Origin of the sequence: Psychroserpens damuponensis (assembly GCF_000826655.1) — a bacterium.
Lineage (GTDB): Bacteria > Bacteroidota > Bacteroidia > Flavobacteriales > Flavobacteriaceae > Psychroserpens > Psychroserpens damuponensis.
In genome coordinates, this window is record NZ_JXJO01000016.1 from 80959 (window position 1) to 100628 (window position 19670).

At 32.6% G+C, this 19670-nt stretch carries 12 protein-coding genes; 5 read left to right on the top strand and 7 right to left on the bottom strand.

Going from position 1 to position 19670, the window contains the following annotated elements; all coding sequences use genetic code 11:
• Positions 1-8 precede the first annotated feature (8 nt).
• Complete coding sequence (locus TD29_RS07270) at positions 9-584, top strand: hypothetical protein (protein ID WP_040279827.1); 576 nt, start codon at positions 9-11, stop codon at positions 582-584.
• Between the two features lie 61 nt (positions 585-645).
• Positions 646-2202, top strand: a complete 1557-nt coding sequence (locus tag TD29_RS07275) for a carboxypeptidase-like regulatory domain-containing protein (RefSeq protein ID WP_040279828.1) — start codon at positions 646-648, stop codon at positions 2200-2202.
• Between the two features lie 19 nt (positions 2203-2221).
• On the opposite strand, the gene TD29_RS07280 is transcribed toward TD29_RS07275, so the two are convergent.
• Positions 2222-3703 (bottom strand): sensor histidine kinase, encoded by a 1482-nt coding sequence (locus TD29_RS07280; RefSeq protein WP_084203411.1) that lies wholly within the window; start codon positions 3701-3703, stop codon positions 2222-2224.
• Between the two features lie 153 nt (positions 3704-3856).
• Entirely contained in the window at positions 3857-5062 is a 1206-nt protein-coding gene (gene lysA / locus TD29_RS07285) for a diaminopimelate decarboxylase (RefSeq protein ID WP_040279829.1), read from the bottom strand.
• Positions 5063-5183: 121 nt separating this feature from the next.
• Here lysA and TD29_RS07290 point away from each other — a divergent pair, with 121 nt between their 5' ends.
• Both TD29_RS07290 and sucC read left to right on the top strand, forming a co-directional pair.
• On the top strand, positions 5184-5840 hold the full coding sequence (locus tag TD29_RS07290) for a hypothetical protein (RefSeq protein WP_040279830.1): 657 nt from the start codon (positions 5184-5186) through the stop codon (positions 5838-5840).
• Between the two features lie 181 nt (positions 5841-6021).
• Positions 6022-7212: an ADP-forming succinate--CoA ligase subunit beta gene (sucC, locus tag TD29_RS07295; protein ID WP_040279831.1), complete on the top strand. Its 1191-nt coding sequence runs from the start codon at positions 6022-6024 to the stop codon at positions 7210-7212.
• A gap of 105 nt (positions 7213-7317) precedes the next feature.
• On the opposite strand, the gene TD29_RS07300 is transcribed toward sucC, so the two are convergent.
• Both TD29_RS07300 and TD29_RS07305 read right to left on the bottom strand, forming a co-directional pair.
• Positions 7318-7563 (bottom strand): DUF1456 family protein, encoded by a 246-nt coding sequence (locus TD29_RS07300; RefSeq protein ID WP_040279832.1) that lies wholly within the window; start codon positions 7561-7563, stop codon positions 7318-7320.
• A gap of 106 nt (positions 7564-7669) precedes the next feature.
• Positions 7670-8473, bottom strand: a complete 804-nt coding sequence (locus tag TD29_RS07305) for an alpha/beta hydrolase (RefSeq protein ID WP_040279833.1) — start codon at positions 8471-8473, stop codon at positions 7670-7672.
• A gap of 272 nt (positions 8474-8745) precedes the next feature.
• Here TD29_RS07305 and TD29_RS07310 point away from each other — a divergent pair, with 272 nt between their 5' ends.
• On the top strand, positions 8746-9147 hold the full coding sequence (locus TD29_RS07310; RefSeq protein WP_040279834.1) for a hypothetical protein: 402 nt from the start codon (positions 8746-8748) through the stop codon (positions 9145-9147).
• A gap of 118 nt (positions 9148-9265) precedes the next feature.
• Here TD29_RS07310 and uvrB read toward each other — a convergent pair whose 3' ends face one another.
• The 3 genes from uvrB to TD29_RS07325 form a co-directional block, all read right to left on the bottom strand.
• Entirely contained in the window at positions 9266-11269 is a 2004-nt protein-coding gene (gene uvrB, locus TD29_RS07315) for an excinuclease ABC subunit UvrB (protein ID WP_040279835.1), read from the bottom strand.
• Between the two features lie 291 nt (positions 11270-11560).
• Positions 11561-13897, bottom strand: a complete 2337-nt coding sequence (locus TD29_RS07320) for a T9SS type B sorting domain-containing protein (RefSeq protein ID WP_040279836.1) — start codon at positions 13895-13897, stop codon at positions 11561-11563.
• 72 nt (positions 13898-13969) lie between these two features.
• Positions 13970-19639 (bottom strand): T9SS type B sorting domain-containing protein, encoded by a 5670-nt coding sequence (locus tag TD29_RS07325; RefSeq protein WP_052467017.1) that lies wholly within the window; start codon positions 19637-19639, stop codon positions 13970-13972.
• Positions 19640-19670 lie beyond the last annotated feature (31 nt).

The following is a 19670-nucleotide window of genomic DNA, read 5'->3' on the forward strand; positions in this document are numbered from 1 at the left end:
TCCAAATTATGAAGCATATTTACTTAGTTATAACTGTTTTTATTTCAACGATGGGCTTTGCGCAAGATATTTCCGAAGTGAATATTCCATATCATAACATTCCAGAATACTCCAAAGAATTTACAGCCGGAACAATGGCAGCTCGTATGGTTGATGCTTTAGGTTTTAGATTTTATTGGGCTAGTGCAGGTTTAACAGAAAAGGATTTGGCGTTTAAACCAAATGACGATGTGCGTTCTACGGCAGAGACGATTGATCATATTTTAGATTTGTCTTATATTATTGTGAATTCTACTTTAAAGGTTGCAAATGAAGGTGTAGATAAGTCTACAATGACTTATGCCGACAAGCGTAAACAGGCTTTGATAAATTTAAAGACTGCAGCCGAAATTTTGAGAACAAGTGATGATATTTCTCAGTATAAAATTATTTTTGGTGAGAATGAGATTCCGTTTTGGAATCAAGTTAATGGTCCCATTGCAGATTCAATTTGGCATTGTGGACAGTTGGCATCTTACAGGAGAATCTCAGGAAATCCCATTAATCCAAATGTGAATCATTTTAGAGGAACTGTAAAGGAGTAAACCTGATTGGATTTTTTTTTGTAAATAAAAAGTCATATTTTTCTTATAAATAATTAAAGGCATGACAACTCTAAAGCAGAAGTTCGTACTTATCGCTTTTTTCATAATTCCATTATTTTCATTTTCACAACATGTTAGCGAACTATTATGCAAAATCCTAGACACTAAAACTAGTGAGCCAGTTATGTTTGCATCTGTTGCAGTGAAAGATCAAAATGTTGGTGTTATTTCTGACGACGACGGTAGTTTTAGATTGCCAATAACTTATAAGAGGAACAATACTATAATTATTATTTCGTGTATTGGTTATAGAACTTTAGAGGTTGATGTGAGCACTTTAGCAAGTAACCATTTAAATATTTTAAAATTAGATCCTCAAATAGAATCTCTTTCTGTTGTTACCATTATTGCAGAGAAAGACTCTAAAAAGGAGAAAGCAGATTATATTCCGGTAAGAGATATTGTTAGAAAAGCTATTCAAAATATACCTTTAAATTATCCAACTAATGCGCATTCATATATAGGATACTATCGAGAATACCAGGTTTTAAATAATAGCTACTTTAACCTTAACGAAGGTATTATGGAAGAGTTTGATGCTGGATTTCACACCAATAAATTATTCTATAAAGATAATCAAGCCGCTCTATATAGTTTTAAACAAAATACCCAATTTCCTCAGGATACGGTATTATCTAAGGCTTATGATAATAAAAATTTAAAATTTATTGAGCAAGCCACAATTTCAGGTTTTGGTGGTAATGAATTATGCGTTTTACATATGCACAATACCATAAGAAATTATGAAAAGCAATCCTTCTCTTTTGTAGATGTCTTTAAAGAAAATTTTTTATATAATCACGTATTTAGATTAGCCAATAAAACGTATTTAAATGGCAAACCTATATATGAAATCAAATTTTATGCTACAGAAGCTGTTGCAGGAGTAAAAAATACAGCTACAGGTGTTATTTATATAGCTTATGACACGTTTGCAATTCATAAAATCGAATATAATGGATTTGAAAAAAATAACGAAAAACCCTTTTATTCTTTAACTGTAGAATACGTGCCTAAATACGGGAAAATGTATCTTAATTATATTTCATTTTATAATTCTTTTAAAGCAAAGAGTGTCAATAGCTTTAAAATTAACTCTGTAGAATTTGATGCTGATGACAATGCATTTTTAGTAAGTTTTAGTAATGCTATTGATACTAAAACAATCACTAAGAAAAAGCGTTTTAAATTTAATTATAATGATGAACGACTAAGAGTTTCAAAAGTTGAAGTATTGACGAATAAGCAACTTAAAATTAGTTTAGATGAAGATTTGTCTATTGATGAAGTTGAAGATTTTAAAACCTTAAAAGGAATCGATTATAAAATACGACATGTATTAGATTTAGCTGGTAGAAAACTAAATGAGCTTACGTTTATTGATGCCGATCAATTTAGAGAGTATTTTGTACAAGAAGTATTTAAAAGTAAAGCGGTGCCTAATAATCTAATATTTGTAAATAAAATAATGCCTCTTAGCAAATCTAAAATTAATAATCACGCTTTAGATGTAGCTAAATACTGGATTAATTCACCTTTAAAGACGACAAAAAATTAAGAGCTTTTATATTTGGGCTCTACTTATAATTATTTTTTAAATACAAAGAAAAAGTAGTGCCAACATTGATCTCACTATCAACTTTAATTTTACCACCAATAGCTTCTATTTGGTTTTTAGTAATAAATAACCCTAAGCCTCTAGAATCTTTATGTTTATGAAATGTATTGTACATGCCAAACAATTTGTCTCCATGACGTTTTAAGTCAATGCCAAGACCATTATCTTTTATGTCAATAATAATATATTCATCTGAAACACGCGTTTTTAAAGTAACTATAGGCCTTACATTCTCTTTTTTATACTTTAAGGCATTAGATAGAAAGTTTAAGATAATACTATCTAAATAAGCAGGTATGGTTTTGATTTTTAAACCGTCAGGAACTTCGTTAATGATTGTTGCTTTTGTATCTAAAATAATGGCTTTTACACTAAATAGTGTTTTTTCTATAGCATTGTATAGCCTAACTGTAGATAAATCGTCATGAATTTTGGTATTCATGAAAGCTATTTCGTTTAAGTTGTTTACAGTTTCTCTAAGGTGTCCAACTGCAGTGCCAATTAGTGGGAAAAAGCTATTTTTAGCGGCTTCTGGGTCTTCATGTTCCATAAGGTCTAGAAGCATTACTAGGTTACCAGAATGAGATTTTAAATTGTGAGAAACGATGTGCGCAAAATTTAATAATCTAGCATTTTGATCTGTCGTCACATCTAATAACGACTGTATTTTTGATGCCGCTAATTTATTAGCAGTAATATTATTAATTTGAGAAACGAAATGCATAGGCTCGTCTTTATCATCTCTTACTAGAGAAACGTTTAATAAGGCCCAAATGATATCTCCATTTTTAGATATATATCGTTTTTCTATTTCTGCATAATCAATATCTTTATTTAATAATTGTTTTATAAGTTTTAATCCAATTGTTTTATCATCAGGATGAGTCATTTCGTTGAAATTTTTCGAAATAAATTCTTCTTCCTTGTATCCAAACATATCACACAAAAAAGTATTGACTTTTAGCCAATTTCCTTCTAAGCTTACTATAGCCATTCCAATTCCAGAAAAATCGAATGTTTTTCTCCATTGTTCTTCTCGTAAAGCTATTTTTTTTAAATTTTTTGTTTTTTCAGTGATATCTTGAAATAAACCTGAAATTTTAACACATACTCCGTCTTCAATTATAGCTTTACCAATGGCTCTTACCCACTTTTGATTGTTTTTTGCACTTGTGAAATTTAGTTCTAAATCATACGGTTTACCAAATTTTGTACACGCGTCGAAGGCTTCTAAAAGAGTGTGTAAACAATCATTTTTATAAAAACTAGTAGCACGCTCAAAAGTAATTTCAAAGTCAGAGTTTACTTCATGAATAGCTCTCGTTATCTTACTCCATGTAATAGTCATGGAGCTCAACTCTACTTCCCAAGTGCCAATTTGGGCCATTTCTAAAAGATCATCTGAAGGTAGGCAGTCATTAAGATGACTTATGTTTGTCATTAATTTATAGGTGTTAATTATTTGGGATTGTAATTCGATAGGTATGAAATACAACACAAACCTAACAAAATAAACGATTAAGTGCAAAAATAAACGTTAAAACGCATATAAAAGACTGTGTTTTCAGGTGACTTATTTTTAAAGCCTTGAGTTTCAAATTGTTATTTCAATTTGATTATTTAAAATATCGTCAAAAGTTTCACGCTTTCTTATGAGATGTGCTTTTTTATTGAGCCACAGTACTTCAGCAGGACGATAACGAGAATTATAGTTGGAAGCCATCGAGTAACAATAAGCTCCAGCATTTTTAAAAGCTAAAATATCATCTTCTTTTATTTCTGAAATTCGCCTGTTATTCGCAAAGGTGTCAGTTTCACAAATATAGCCTACAACCGAGTAAAATCGCTCGCGACCCTTCGAATTTGAAATATTAACAATCTCATGTTGCGATCCATACAGCATTGGTCTAATTAAATGATTAAATCCAGAGTCTACTTGAGCAAAAACCGTGGATGTGGTTTGTTTTACGACATTTACTTTGGTTAAAAAATACCCAGCTTCACTCACTAAGAATTTTCCAGGCTCGAAGGCTAAGGTTAGCGGTTTGCCGTAAGATTTACAAAATTGATTAAATCGTTTTGATAATTTGTCTCCTAACTCCTCAATATTGGTTTCAATATCACCAGTTTTATAAGGAACTTTAAAACCAGAACCAAAATCTATAAAATCTAATGTTTTGAAGTTTTTAGCCGTATCAAAAAGAATTTCACTTGCATATAAAAACACGTCAATATCAAGAATGTCACTACCAGTATGCATATGAATACCGTTAATATTCATTTTTGTATTCTCAACAATTCTTAATAGATGTGGTATTTGATGAATAGAAATTCCAAACTTACTATCAATATGTCCTACAGAAATATTAGTGTTACCACCAGCCATCACGTGTGGATTAATTCTTATACAAACTGGTATTTTTGGATGCTTTGTTCCAAATTGTTCTAAAACAGATAGATTATCAATATTAATTTGAACGCCAAGTTTTGCAGCCTTTTCAATTTCCGCTAGGGAGACACCATTGGGTGTAAAAATAATTTGCTCAGGTTTAAAGCCCGCTTTTAAACCTAATTGAACCTCTTGTATTGAAACCGTATCCAATCCTGATCCTAATTGGTTAAACAGTTTTAAAACCGAAATATTTGACAAGGCCTTAACAGCATAATTCAATTTTAATTTTTTAACCTTACTAAACGCAGATGTTAAACGTTTGTACTGAAACTTGATTTTTTCAGCATCATAAACATAAACCGGACTTCCGTAGTCTGCAGCAATTTGTAATAAGGTAGTGTGTTCCATAAGTTTTAAATCGTTATTAATTGAAGCATCAAACTTAGATTTTATCTTTAGTTAAAACATAAAAATGAAAAAATATTGCTAATTTTACACAAAATGTTAAATAATTAACAAGTTATACGTTATGAAGACAATTGCTTCTTGTGTGCACGACATTATTATAGCACGTCCGTTTTTAGAAGAAGGCTTATCAAGACAAATCATAAATTTCTCGGCTTTGGCCAAAGATTTGAATCAGCCTATTTCAGAAATGTTGCGTAAACCTGTTAAAGATGGAGCCATTATGATGGCTTTACGTCGCTATCATTCGCCGTTAAATCTAGAGAATTCGGTACGATTAAAAAAAGTGTTTAGAAACTTAGGAGATATTACGGTACGATCAAATCTTAGTGATTTTACATTTCAGAATTCAAAAACATTAATTCATAGTCATTCTCAAGTATTAGAAAAAATTAGGGCTAATCATCAAATTTTCTATGCCTTTACACGAGGTATGTTTGAAAGTAATATGATTATTTCAACCTCAGAAAAAGACAGTGTTTTAAAGGCATTTAAGAATGAGACTCAAATAGGATTACAAGATAAATTGAGTGCTATTAGTATTTCTTTACCCAATGGAAACTCAAAAATCGCTGGACTCTATTATCAAATATTTAAGCGTTTGGCATGGGAAAATATCACATTATATGAAGTCGTTTCTACAACAAATGAATTTACAATTGTTGTTGAGGATGCGTTGGTAGATAAAGCATTTTCGGTAATTAAACGCTTAAAAGATTGATGTTTAAACTAAAATATAAAGTTTAAATGATTTCAATATAAAAACTATTGGTAATAACCTTTAGTATGTTTATTTTTGTGGCTATTACAACTATTTAAATTACTTCGGAAATATTAAACGAAGTCAAACCATAAATTTTAAAGATTTCCTTTTTAAGGAAAATATAAATAGATAATTTATTATGAATTTACACGAATATCAAGGAAAAGAATTATTAAGCAGCTTTGGCGTACGTATTCAACGTGGTATTGTTGCACAAAATGCTGATGAAGCAGTTGCAGCAGCTAAAAAATTAACCGAAGATACAGGTACTGGTTGGCACGTTATTAAAGCACAGGTTCATGCAGGTGGACGTGGAAAAGGTGGTGGTGTAAAACTAGCAAAAAGCCTTGATGAAGTAAAAACAATCGCAGGAGAAATTATTGGGATGGACTTAGTGACACCTCAAACTTCTGCCGAAGGTAAACGCGTACACCAAGTATTAGTTGCAGAAGATGTGTACTATCCTGGAGATTCTGAACCAGAAGAATATTATATGTCTGTGCTGTTAAATAGAGCTAATGGACGTAATATGATTATGTATTCGACAGAAGGAGGAATGGATATTGAAACTGTAGCAGAGGAAACTCCTCATTTAATTTTCCATGAAGAAATAGATCCTGCAACAGGAATTTTACCGTTTCAAGCACGTAAAATTGCATTTAACCTAGGTTTATCTGGTGCTGCATTTAAAGACATGACAAAATTTGTGACTGCTCTTTATACCGCTTATGACAAATCTGATTCTTCATTATTTGAAATTAATCCTGTTTTAAAAACAAGTGATGCTAAAATTATGGCAGTAGATGCAAAAGTATCTTTAGATGACAATGCCTTATTTAGACATAAAGATTTAGCAGCTCTACGTGATTTCCGTGAAGAAAATGCTATTGAAGTAGAAGCTGGAGAACATGGTTTAAACTATGTAGATCTTGATGGTAACGTAGGTTGTATGGTAAATGGTGCTGGGCTTGCAATGGCAACTATGGATTTAATTAAGCAAGCAGGTGGAGAGCCAGCTAACTTTTTAGATGTTGGTGGTACTGCAGATGCTGCAAGAGTTGAATTGGCTTTTGAATTGATTTTAAGAGATCCTGCTGTTAAAGCGATTTTAATTAACATTTTTGGAGGTATCGTTCGTTGTGATCGTGTTGCCCAAGGTGTAATTGATGCTTATAAAAATATGGGTAACATTAATGTACCAATCATTGTACGTTTACAAGGTACCAATGCAGATATCGCTAAGAAATTAATTGATGAGTCTGGATTAGCCGTAATGAGCGCAACAGAATTCCAAGAAGCAGCAGATAAAGTACAAGAAGTATTAGCGTAATATATATGGTGTTTTAGACTGGATTGACATTCAGCTTATTAAAACATATACACATTAGATAAAAAAAAGGTTCTCAAATTTGAGAACCTTTTTTTATTATAAAACTTAAGCTTTCTTTTGTTCTCCCTTTTTAGGCATTGGTCCACGCAAATGAATAATCAAGGCATTGAGAAAGTTTCTCAATACTTGATCACCACACTCCATATAATTAGGATGATCTTCTCGTCTAAACATCGCATTGAGTTCGCTTTTTGTCATTCTGAAATCTACGAGCTCCAATATTTTGATAATATCATTATCACGTAGCTTATGTGCAACTCTTAGTTTTTTAAATATGTCATTATTTGTCATCTAAATATTTATTTTGCGTTCTCTTTATAAAGAGAATTATTTTCGTATCAATTATTATTAAAATCATCCAAACACTTAGTCTATCATAGTAAATGGATTACATCTTTTAATTAAAGAGCCATTGAAATGCTTTAGGGAAATTTTCGCTCCATAGTTTTTCATTATGTTCGCCTCCTTCAATTATTATGTTTTCAATATGATGAGCATCAACACCGTTGTCTTTTAGTAATTGCACCATTTTTACCTGATCTGGCACCATAGAATCGCCTTCCTTACTGCCAACTAAAAAGTAAAATTTTGCTGTTTTAGATATTTCCGAAGAAGAGGCCAAGGTGTATATTTTATCGTTTACCCAAAAAGAAGGTGAAAAAACACCAGCTTTGCTAAAGGTTTCTGGATATTTTATAGTTGCATAAAATGCCATAAGTCCTCCAAGAGATGCGCCAAAAACACTTGTATGTTCTACTTCGGGTTGAGTTCTATATGTAATATCTATATGTGGTTTTACAGTGTTAATTATAAATTTCATGAAGATGTCACCATGACCTCCTCCATAAGTTGTATGTGGATACGGTGTCAATTCTTCAAGGCGTTTATCGTTACCATGTTCTATACCAATGACAATAACCTCCTTGTTGGTTAGCGTATCTAGATATTCATCAACATTCCATTCGCCAACATATGAAGTTTGCGCATCAAAAAGATTTTGCGCATCAAACATATACATGACAGGATAGTTTTTATTTGAATTATGGTACGATTGCGGTGTATATACCCAGATTCTCTTATGCGTTTTTAACTGAGGAGCTTCAATTGTAAATGTTGAAACATTTTTAGATGCCGTACTTTGAGCAACTGAAATACCTACAGAATTTATAAGAATCAATAGAAATAACAACGTTGTTTTCATATCGTTTTTTAGTTCATACGAAAGTAATTAAAATTTAATGATTTTCTAACATGCCGTTCATCGATAATGATTTTTGAAAGTCTAAAAATCGATGAACGGTAATTTATTTTTAAAACATTGAAAATCAGGTGTTTAAAATATAATTTAGTATGAGGGTAGTAAAAATGCGATGAACGGCACAAATTTATTCGATAAGCTACAAGGTATCGACGATTATAAATTAAAGTTACTCATTAAATTTATAAAAAGTAAAAATCATGAATCCCTCACATATGGTAAATCGTGTTGAAAAGCTTAGCTTACTATCAGAAATGATTGCATTTGCTCAAGCAGACGATAATATAAAATCGATAGAATACAAATTTTTGTTTAGTATTGCTAAGCAACTAGAAATTTCTAAGGAAGACTTCGACTATTTATTTGAACATCCTATTACATACGTTAATTTAAAGTCTCATAGTGAACGTATTGTGCAATTTCATAGATTAGTTTTATTAATGAATCTCGATAAACATATTTCGAGTAAAGAATTAGTAAAACTTCACAATTTTGGATTACGAATGGGTTTAAGTCACGAATCTATAAATCGTGTTTTAGATTTAATGGATAGTTTTCCTAATAAAATGGTTCCGCCAGATTTTTTAATAGATATTTTCAAGGTACAATATAATTAAGTGAAACTCAAAATTGAAAAGCCGTTAGGCGCATTCAATTTTGTAAGTTATACTTGATTACTTGATTGACGAGTAAGATTTGTGCTCGACGTTCTATATGATATAATTGATGGTTTTGTTAAACTTTCAATTTTTCTAATTTATCTTGATATCCTTTAAGTTCATCTCTTAATTGAGCTGCAATAATAAAATCTAAAGCTTTAGCAGCTTGTTCCATTAATTTACGCTTTTCACGTATTTTCTTTTCTAGTTCACCTTTGTTAAGATATTCACTTTCAGGTTCTGCAGCTTTGGCAGCTTCAAGTTCGTAACTATAGGTACTTACAGAGTTTTTTGATAATGCACTATCTAAGCTCTTATTTAATGCAGTAGGTGTTAGTTTATGTTTTGTATTATAGGCAATCTGTTTTTCTCGTCTATACTCAGTTTCATCAATCGTTTTTTGCATGCTTTTGGTAATTTTATCTGCATACATAATGGCTTTACCATTTAAATGTCGTGCAGCTCTACCCACAGTTTGAGTCAATGAACGTGCCGAACGTAGAAACCCTTCTTTATCTGCATCTAAAATTGCAACGAGTGACACTTCAGGTAAATCCAAGCCTTCTCGAAGTAAGTTAACACCAACAAGCACATCAAAAATACCGCGTCTTAAATCTTGCATAATTTCAACGCGCTCTAAGGTATCAACATCACTATGAATATAGCGACATCTAATTTGGATACGATCTAGATATTTAGTTAATTCCTCAGCCATTCTTTTGGTTAAAGTTGTCACAAGAGTACGTTCATCTTTCTCAATACGCTGGTGAATTTCTTCAATTAAATCGTCTATTTGATTTAAACTTGGTCTCACTTCAATAATTGGGTCTAATAAACCTGTTGGTCTAATCACCTGTTCCACATAAACACCATCTGTTTTTTGCAATTCATAGTCGGCAGGAGTCGCACTCACATAAATCACTTGATTTTGTAAAACCTCAAATTCTTCAAATTTTAAAGGTCTGTTATCCATTGCGGCAGGCAATCTAAAACCATATTCTACAAGATTTTCTTTTCTACTTCTATCACCTCCATACATTGCATGTACTTGGGAAATGGTGACATGACTTTCATCAACAACCATTAAAAAATCATCTGGAAAATAATCTAATAAACAAAAAGGTCTTGTTCCTGGTAATCGTCCGTCGAGATAACGAGAATAGTTCTCAATTCCAGAGCAGTAACCAAGTTCTCTAATCATTTCTAGGTCAAACTCGGTTCGTTCTTTCAACCGTTTAGCTTCTAGGTGTTTGCCTATTTCCTTGAAATAATCATATTGTTTTACTAGGTCATCCTGTATCTCTTTTATTGCACCTTGCAGCACATCTGGAGACGTTACAAACATATTAGCAGGATAGATTGTGAGTCGCTCATAATGCTCAATCACTTCATTTGTTTGAATATTAAACTGCTCAATATCTTCAATTTCATCACCAAAAAAGTGTATTCTAAACGCATCATCGGCATAACTAGGAAAAATGTCTACCGTATCTCCTTTTATTCTGAAATTTCCATGATTGAAATCTGCTTCTGTTCTAGAATATAAGCTCTGTACAAGACTATGCAATAAATCTGTTCTAGAAATTTCTTGATCAACCTTTAATGAAATTACATTTTTCTGAAATTCTACAGGATTACCAATACCATATAAACATGATACTGAAGCTACAACAATCACATCTCTACGACCAGAGAGTAGAGAAGAGGTTGTACTCAAACGCATTTTTTCAATTTCTTCGTTTATAGATAAATCTTTCTCTATATAAACACCAGATACTGGAATATAAGCCTCAGGTTGATAGTAATCATAATAAGACACAAAATACTCCACAGCATTATCTGGAAAAAACTGTTTAAATTCAGAATATAACTGTGCAGCCAATGTTTTGTTATGCGCTAATACCAACGTTGGTCGTTGCACGTTTTCAATAACATTAGCCACTGTAAATGTTTTACCAGAACCTGTTACACCTAAAAGTGTTTGGTATTTTTCTTCGGAATTAATTCCGTGAACCAATTGTTTAATGGCTTGAGGTTGATCTCCTGTGGGTTTAAATTCAGATTGTACTTTAAAACGCATGTAACAAAGTTACGATAAAGCGTTTATATTTTAATTATGTGTTGATTTCAATTGTGTTAAAAGTTCTTTAATACGATGAACTTCCTTTTTTATATTCTAAAATATGACACTAATATCCTTTATTGTTTTAATAAGATCGAATTACTGTGTTTTAGAGTCTGATTTTTCAGAATTCTAGACGTGCTAATCATCTTTAAAACACGACAATTATTTTAAATTGGAAATTTAAGAAGAGGCTATATGTTCAAAACTTAGTTTGAGTCTAAAGCTAGGTAATAATTAAAATTTAACTTATCGCCTCAACGAAAAATGGCCAGTGTAAGTCCTACCATCAATAAGAGTAACTAAAAACCAATAATCATCACTTGGCTGTGGACTACCATTAAACGTCCCATTCCAACCAGCACTTTCGTTAGTGAATTGGGTAAGCAATTTTCCGTAGCGATTAAAAATTTGCACACTAGTACCTTGATTAAAAGTTGAATTTACACCTTTAACTTGCCAACGCTCGTTAAAAGTATCACCATTAGGCGTAAAATATTTAGGAAACCCTAATACCGAAATCACTTGTTCTGTAATTCCACAACCATTCGCGTCACGTACAAAAATAGTATGAAAACCTGCCGAGACATTTGTAAATATATTTTCAGTTTGATACCCATTTTCAGGCGTATCTAAAGCATATTCAAATTCACCATCACCATTAGCTATAATGGTCACTGTGTTGTTTAATGTTGTACCTTCGGAAACGATCACATCTTCAATTTCGGGATCGCTAGAAGGTAAAACGGTTATATTTCTACTAGACGAACATCCATTAGGATCTGTGACGATTACAGTGTATGTTCCTACCTCATTGATGTCGTTAAATGTGGTGTTAATCCCTGTTGAAACTCCATTAAATAACCATTCGTAATAATAATTGCTAGGTTCATCGTTAAGCACACCTCCAACCAAAGTTATCGTGTCTGGAAAACTATTTACACAATAAATAAACGACTCATCCTCTAATAAAACAGGTGTGTATAACACCTCTAATTGTGCAGTTGAAATGGCATAGCATTGATTGTTGTTTTCTACTTTAACAAAGATGGTTTGTGAGTTTGCTGTTGTATTTTGAAATGTGCCAGAGATGCTATTGGTTTCTAAAAAAGCGTCCATTTCGCTTTCATAAAACGTAACCGTTGCATCCATAGGGATTTGAGTAGAAATAGATGTACTAATGTCATTTAAATTAAAATCGGCAAAGCCATCTACATCATCACCATCACAAGATTCTAGCGTAGGAATAAAAATTGTATTATTTGAAATTTGAAGCTCAACTTCGGCAATACTATAACAACTAGCTTGGTTTTCAACGCGAGCATATACAGTTTGAAAAGGCATTGAATTTTCAAAATTGTTGAAATTTGCGATAACATTCGTATTGCTTTCAGCATCCGCTTCGGTTAAGAAAAAGTTTGCAATAAATATAGAATTATCTCCATTGGTGACATCACTTTCAGCGTTAAAAAGATCGTAGAATGTTAATCCGTCTTGATTTTGATCGCATTCTATTAGCACAGCGTCAAAGACCGTTGGATTTTCAGAATATTCAATAATTACTTCACCATAAGATAAACAGTTATTGTCTAAAGTGATTTCTACAGTATAGGTTCCAGCTTCTTCAACGACTAAAGTAGCATTGGTTTCGGTTAAAAGTTCAACATCATCTTTAAACCATTTATAACTATTATTGGTTCCGGGTTCGTTGGTTTGAATTGTATAGGTATCATCTCCACAAATAGCTGTGCCATTACTAATTAATAAATCTGGACCCAAATCTGTTGAAAGTCTAAAACTACCTGCTTCTAAAAATACTGCAGAATCAAATCTAAAATTTTGCTCATCTGCAATAACCAATTTTACATGGTACGTTTCATTAGGAATCACTTGTGCAGTTGCTGTTAATATTTTAGTTTGTCCAGCAAAATTAGTAGGAGAATTTGCAGGATTAAAGCTCTCAAAATAGGCTTCGTTTTGTGCTTGGCAACCTCCAGGAATTTCAGGATGTACTGTGGTTACTTTTACAGGTGTTTGTGTTCCTGGGACTAATGCTATGTTGGTATACTGATTTCCTGCGACCGGACGAATTAAAAAGCCAAACAAATCTGAAAAATTGCAGGTATTTGGGTTTCCTTCTTGATATTCTTCCGAAGCAAAAATATATCTAAAACTAATTTCTGTAGCAACAGAAGTAAAATCAAATTCTAAAATAGTTGCGTTGGTTGTATTACTTTCATTAAGCGCAATTTCTAAATCTAGATCACCAGACCAACCAGGTGCATCATCATCGCTAAGACTTGTGTTAGGTCCAGGAACATTAGCTAATCTACCAGTACTCATAACAATACCAGTTTCAAAAGGAAAGGTTGTACCTGTCGCATCAAAATAGCCATAGCTTTCATCTGGACCTCCAAAATCACCGCCAACCACATTGGTAATCAATACGTTGTCAATGCAGTTGCTGTCAATTAGGATGTTTTCTATTAATTGTTGTGCTGTATAGGTTTGGCTATCTACTGAAATGTTTTGGCCAAAAGCCAATACTGTAAAGAGAAAGCATAAGATTGTAACGGTCGTTTTCATTTCAAATTTTAACGCGTGCAAAGATACGCATTAGTGAAATTGAAAAACCTTAAAAAATGTTAAGATTATGCTTTATAAACGTAAGGTAAAATGGCCTTTAACCTCAAAATTAATATCTCCTTTTTTAACTTTTGCTAAAAACCAGTAATCTGTAGCTCTCATCAGGTTACCGTTATAATAGCCATCCCATCCTTGAGAATTATGAGTTAATGTTTTTATCAATTTTCCGTAGCGATCAAAAATATATACGATAGTTCCTGGTAAGGTTTCTACACCTGTAATGTGCCATGTGTCAAAATATCCATCACCATTTGGAGTCACAAATTTAGGGGCATCAATAACAACTATTTCTTTAGTGACTTCTGCACAACCGTTTAAATCAATAATAGTTATGGTGTGATACCCTAGAGTAACGTTTTCGAAAAAATTAGAGAATTGAGGAGGAAAATCATCTAATTGATATAAGTAATTACCTATGGCATCATAAATGGTGACCGTTATATTATTTGGATCTGAAAAATCTATAGTCTCAACTACATCAATGGTAGCAGATTCAGATGCTGTCACATTAAATGTACTTGTAGTTTCACAACCATATTCTGATGTGACTGTTACTGAGTAAGTCCCAATCTCTGTGATTTCAATTTCAGATGAGATGTCGCCTGTAGACCATTGATATGTGTCTGTAGCAAAAGTTGTATCTGCATTTACTACTAGTGGTAAATTATCAATACATACCACTTGGTCAGGTATGGCCACTACTGGTTTTGGTCTTACTAGCGTTATAAACTCTGTTACACTATAGCAACCTGTTGTATTGTTTTGGATGCGTACATAAATGGTCTCATTGAGTTGAGCATCATAGTTTGTTACTAATGCATTAGTATTTGAGTTGGCATCGTTAATAGAAGCGTGATAGGTGATTGTATAGTTATTTGGATTTTGATTTCCTAGTATTTGACCATCCTGTTGTGTTAAGTCAAAATTATAAAAACCGTCATAATCATCATCACATGCTTCTAATGGATCAGGTTGGTTGGCTATAGGTAATGTATTAACTACTAGCTCAAACGGATAGATATAGAAACAAGTTGTCGTTTCAAATTCCACTCTAATAAAAATAATGTCGTTAGTTGTTTGATAGGTGTAATCTGTATCTAAAGCATTCTCGCTATTTTGAGCACTAGTTAAATTTTCAAAGTAACTTATTAAAACATTGGTATCGTCATCAACAATAATAGCATCTATCGTATTTAAGTTAAAGCTGTTGTCAGGATTGTCACAAATCTCATAAGTTTCAAATTGATTGATTGGTGGTGGTACATTAACAATTAGTTCTAAAGGTACAATTGCATAACAATTAGCCAATGTGTTGAATACTTTGATGTAAACAATTTGAGCGTTAGTCGTATTGCTATAGCTAGTTGCGTTTAGAATAGGATTTGCATTATTCTCTAAATCATCTATATTTTCAAAATATGAAATTGTGATATATTCTGGAAGTGTTGGGTATAAATCACTTTCTGAAACCGTAAGATCAAATGTTGTTATTTCATCATAATTATCATCACATAAAATAATAGGTTGCGCAGGTTGAGGATGTTCGTAAATAAGCACATCAAATTGCGTGATATCATAACAACCAGTCTCATTATTTTCAACTCTTACAAAAATAATTTCTCCATTAGTGGCAATGTAATCATTAGATATGGCATTGTTACCATTGTTTGCATTAGTTTCGTTATTGTAATACGTTACAGAAAACAGTGTGTTAGATTGTGTGCCTAAAACTTGAGAATCTTGAAGGCTTAAGTCAATCGATTCTTCTCCGTCATTTATAATGTCATCACAGACTAAAAATGTTGTAGGCATGTTTGCGATTGGCAAAGGATTGATGATTAAATCAAAATTATAGGTCGTCCAGCAACCTGTAATAGAATTTTCTAATCTTATAAAAATAGTATCATTACTACTTTGATATGTGTAATTTGTACTTAAAGCATTGGCATTTGCTTCAGCATCACTTAAAGAATTATAGTAACTAATAAGTGTTCCTGTTTCATTGGTAACTATGGTGTCTATTAGAGTTAAATCAAATTCATTAAGCGTGTTGTCGCAGATTTCAAATTCTTGAAAATCGATAACAGTAGGAGGAATATTAACAATTAAATTAATAGGTAAGGTCACATAACAATTTGAAACCGTATTGTTTATTTTTATAAAAACCGTCTGCGGATTTGTAATATTAGTATAAGCATCTGGAGTGCTGATAATTTCAGTATCGGTTTCTGCACCATCAAAAGATTCATGATAGGTAATAATAATATCATCTTGACGTACATCTAAAATTTCAACTTCAACATCTGTAAGGTCAAACACCATAAAACCATCATAATCTGTATCACATTGTATTAAATCAGAAGGTGCGTTTACATCAGGAACCTGAATCACATTAATATCAAAATCTACAATAGCGTGACAATACGTTCCATTTTCAATTCTAGCATACACTTGTTGCGGATTTGCATAATTGTTAAAATCTAACGGGAATTCATTAAGATCTTGATCGGCTTCATATTGTGAAGGATGAAACGAGATGGAAAGTGTTTGATTTATACCTTCGGAAATTTCTAAAATTTTAAAATTGAGATCAAAATTCACAAAACCGTCATTAGACATATCATCGCAAACGAAAACGTCTAGAGGTTCATTAAATGGAGGAAGCGAGCCTACTTCTAGTTCAAATTGAGACGTTCCGAAGCAACTAACATCAGAAAAATTTTCAACTCTTACATACATTGTTTGCGGACTCGTTGTATTTTGAAAAGGCGCATATTTATCAATAATATTTGTTCGATCTATGGCATCTTGGGAAGTTTCAAAATATAAAACATCTTTTCCAGTTTGACCATTGAGGATTTCTGTATCTTTCAAATAAAAATAGAAATCGGCTATACCGTTACCATCTGCCTCACAGTTTTCAAAATTTTCAATGGGTATAAAAGCAGGCTCTGTATTGATATAAGCATAAAACCATACTACAGTAAAGCAACCAGTAACCGTGTCTTCAACGCGTATAAAAATGTATTGAGATGTAGTGTCATAACTGGTTGGATTCGCAATCTCATTCTCAGCATTTTCAGCATTGCTATAATCTGTATAAAATGTGAAACTGAGATTGTTAGTATCTGAAACTGCTTCTGTAATTTTTGGTGTTAAATCAACATTGAAAATTCCATCTTGGTTATCATCGCAGATAATTATATCTGTAGGATTAATAGCCGTTGGTGCACTTGTCACATTAATGGTTAAAGGTGCAATGTCAAAACATCCTGTAGTTGAACTTGTGACTTTAACCCAAATGGTTTGCGGATTAGAAATATTGTAATAATAAGGTTCTAAGATATTTTCATTGTTGATAGCATCATTTTCAGTTAAAAAATATTTAACGTTTGCACCATTGACACCTGTACTCACAAAGGAGTTAAAGGAGGTTAAGAAAATAGAGGTGAAGCCATCTGTATCTTCGTCACAAAAATCTACATCGCCAAGTCCTTGAATATCAACTGGAGGATATACAACTAGACTAATTGGTGATTCTGATGCGCAATCACCATCTGATGAAAAAGCATAGATTGTAGTTGGACTTGTAGATACTGTATATGGAACTGTTTTATCAATAGGATTTACACCATTGGTAAGATCGTCTTCTGTTTCATAAAAAATGACCTCAAATTCATCATAACCATTAACCAAGTCGAATTCGACTTCGTTTAAATCAAATTGAGCTACGCCATCTGCAGAAATATCATCGCAAACACTAAACGTATCTCCACCAAATGCACTATCAGGAAGGTTGCTAAACAATTCTAATGGTACAATAACAAAACAGCCAGTAACCTCATCGACAATTCTAATATATATTTCTTGTAAACCTGGCACAATGTTTTGATATGTGTCTGGATCTGCAATAGGGTTATTGCCAGTTTGTGCGTCGTCACTAGTCTCATGGAATGTAACCGTAACTCCTGTCAAACCATCTAAAAGATCTTGTATGATACTGGTTAAATCAAATTCTGCCGAACCGCCATCATCGGGATCACAAGCATTGATATATTGCGGATTGGTAGTATCTACCATAGGGTTATCTTGTACGGTAATATCTACAAAAGTTGTGCTTGAGCAACCCGTTGTAGCATCATAAACTCTAATGTATAAAGTGTCATTAGGATTGATATTGGTATATGGAGAATATATTGGATTTTCTCCTGTATTGGCATCTTGTTGAGAATAGTGATAGCTAACGTATATATTAGGATCGCCATTAGTTACTTCGTTTGTAGTGTCATCTAGATTTATGGACGTAATGCCATCTGAAACACCATCATCACATACAATTAATGCTGTTGGTTCTTCTAGTACAGGTGGTTCATTCACAATTAAATTAAATTCTGTAAACGCTAAACATCCATTATCAACATCTTCGATACGCACAAAAATTTGTTGTGGTGAAGTCGTGTTTTGATAGTTATTAGGTAATGGGTTGTCTCCACTTTGTGCATCTTCCGAAGAGATATGATACGTAATATTATAATTTGAAGGTGGTAATAGTAACTCTACTTCAAAATCTTTAGTGGATAGGTCAAACATCTCAACACCATCATTAGAGGGATCGTCGCAAATTAAATAATCTGATATGGATCCAGCTTCTTGCTCAGTATCTAAAGTAATTACAACCTCATCTTCAATCACACATGATGTATTATTTAGAACAATACTAATCTCTACTCTATATGTTCCAGATTCAGTGACTTCTAGAGTTGGGTTAGTTTCACCTGCAATTGGTGTATTGTTTTGAAACCATTCATAACTTGCTTGATTGTTTTCTATGTCTCCATTAAGTAAAACGGTGTCTCCACAAGTCACGATATCTGGACCTAAATCTACGGTTGCATTAAAACTATTTCCTTCAATAAAAACTGCCGAATCATAAAACTCATCACCTTGATCTGCAATTACCAATTTAATATGATATTGAACATTAGGTTGAATAGAAGCAGTAGCTGTCAACACAGTTGTGCGACCATTGTAATTGGTGTCACCGAGATTATAACCTTCGAAAAAGGTCTCATTTGATGCTGGACAAAATCCTACAATTTCATCATGAATGGTATTGGTGTTTACTGGAACTGATGTGCCAGGAATAATGGCAATATTTGTAAAAGGTCCTGTAGAATTGGCTTCTCTAATTAAAAAAGCAAAACCATCGGAATAGGAGCAAGGGTTGGTGCCTAAATACTCTTCGGAAGCTAATAAATAATTAAACTGAATTTGGTTGGCTACTGAAATAAAATCAAACTCTATAGAGGTTGCATTTATAGTACCAGATAGCGCAAGTGCATTTTCCAAATCAGGATCTGTGCCCCAATTACTACCACCTTCATTTAACGGATTTGTATTAATTGTATTTCCAGCAGAATTGATATTTCCTGTACTGAGAAGAATACCGTTTTGAAATGGGAAATTTGATGTGCTTTTATCAAAGGATCCATAACTTGAAAGGCCGTTTATTGAACCATTAATTGAGGATGAAATATTTGTAATTTCAACACAACCTTGGCCAAAGTTACTTTCTATAAGTGATTGTAGAGGTAACGTGTCATCTGTTGTTATTTGCTGCGCTTGAACTCCTGTAATTAAAACAAAAAACAGTAAAAAAAAGCAATAATATTCCCTTATCATTATTAGTAACTAATTGTGATTGAGGTCAAGT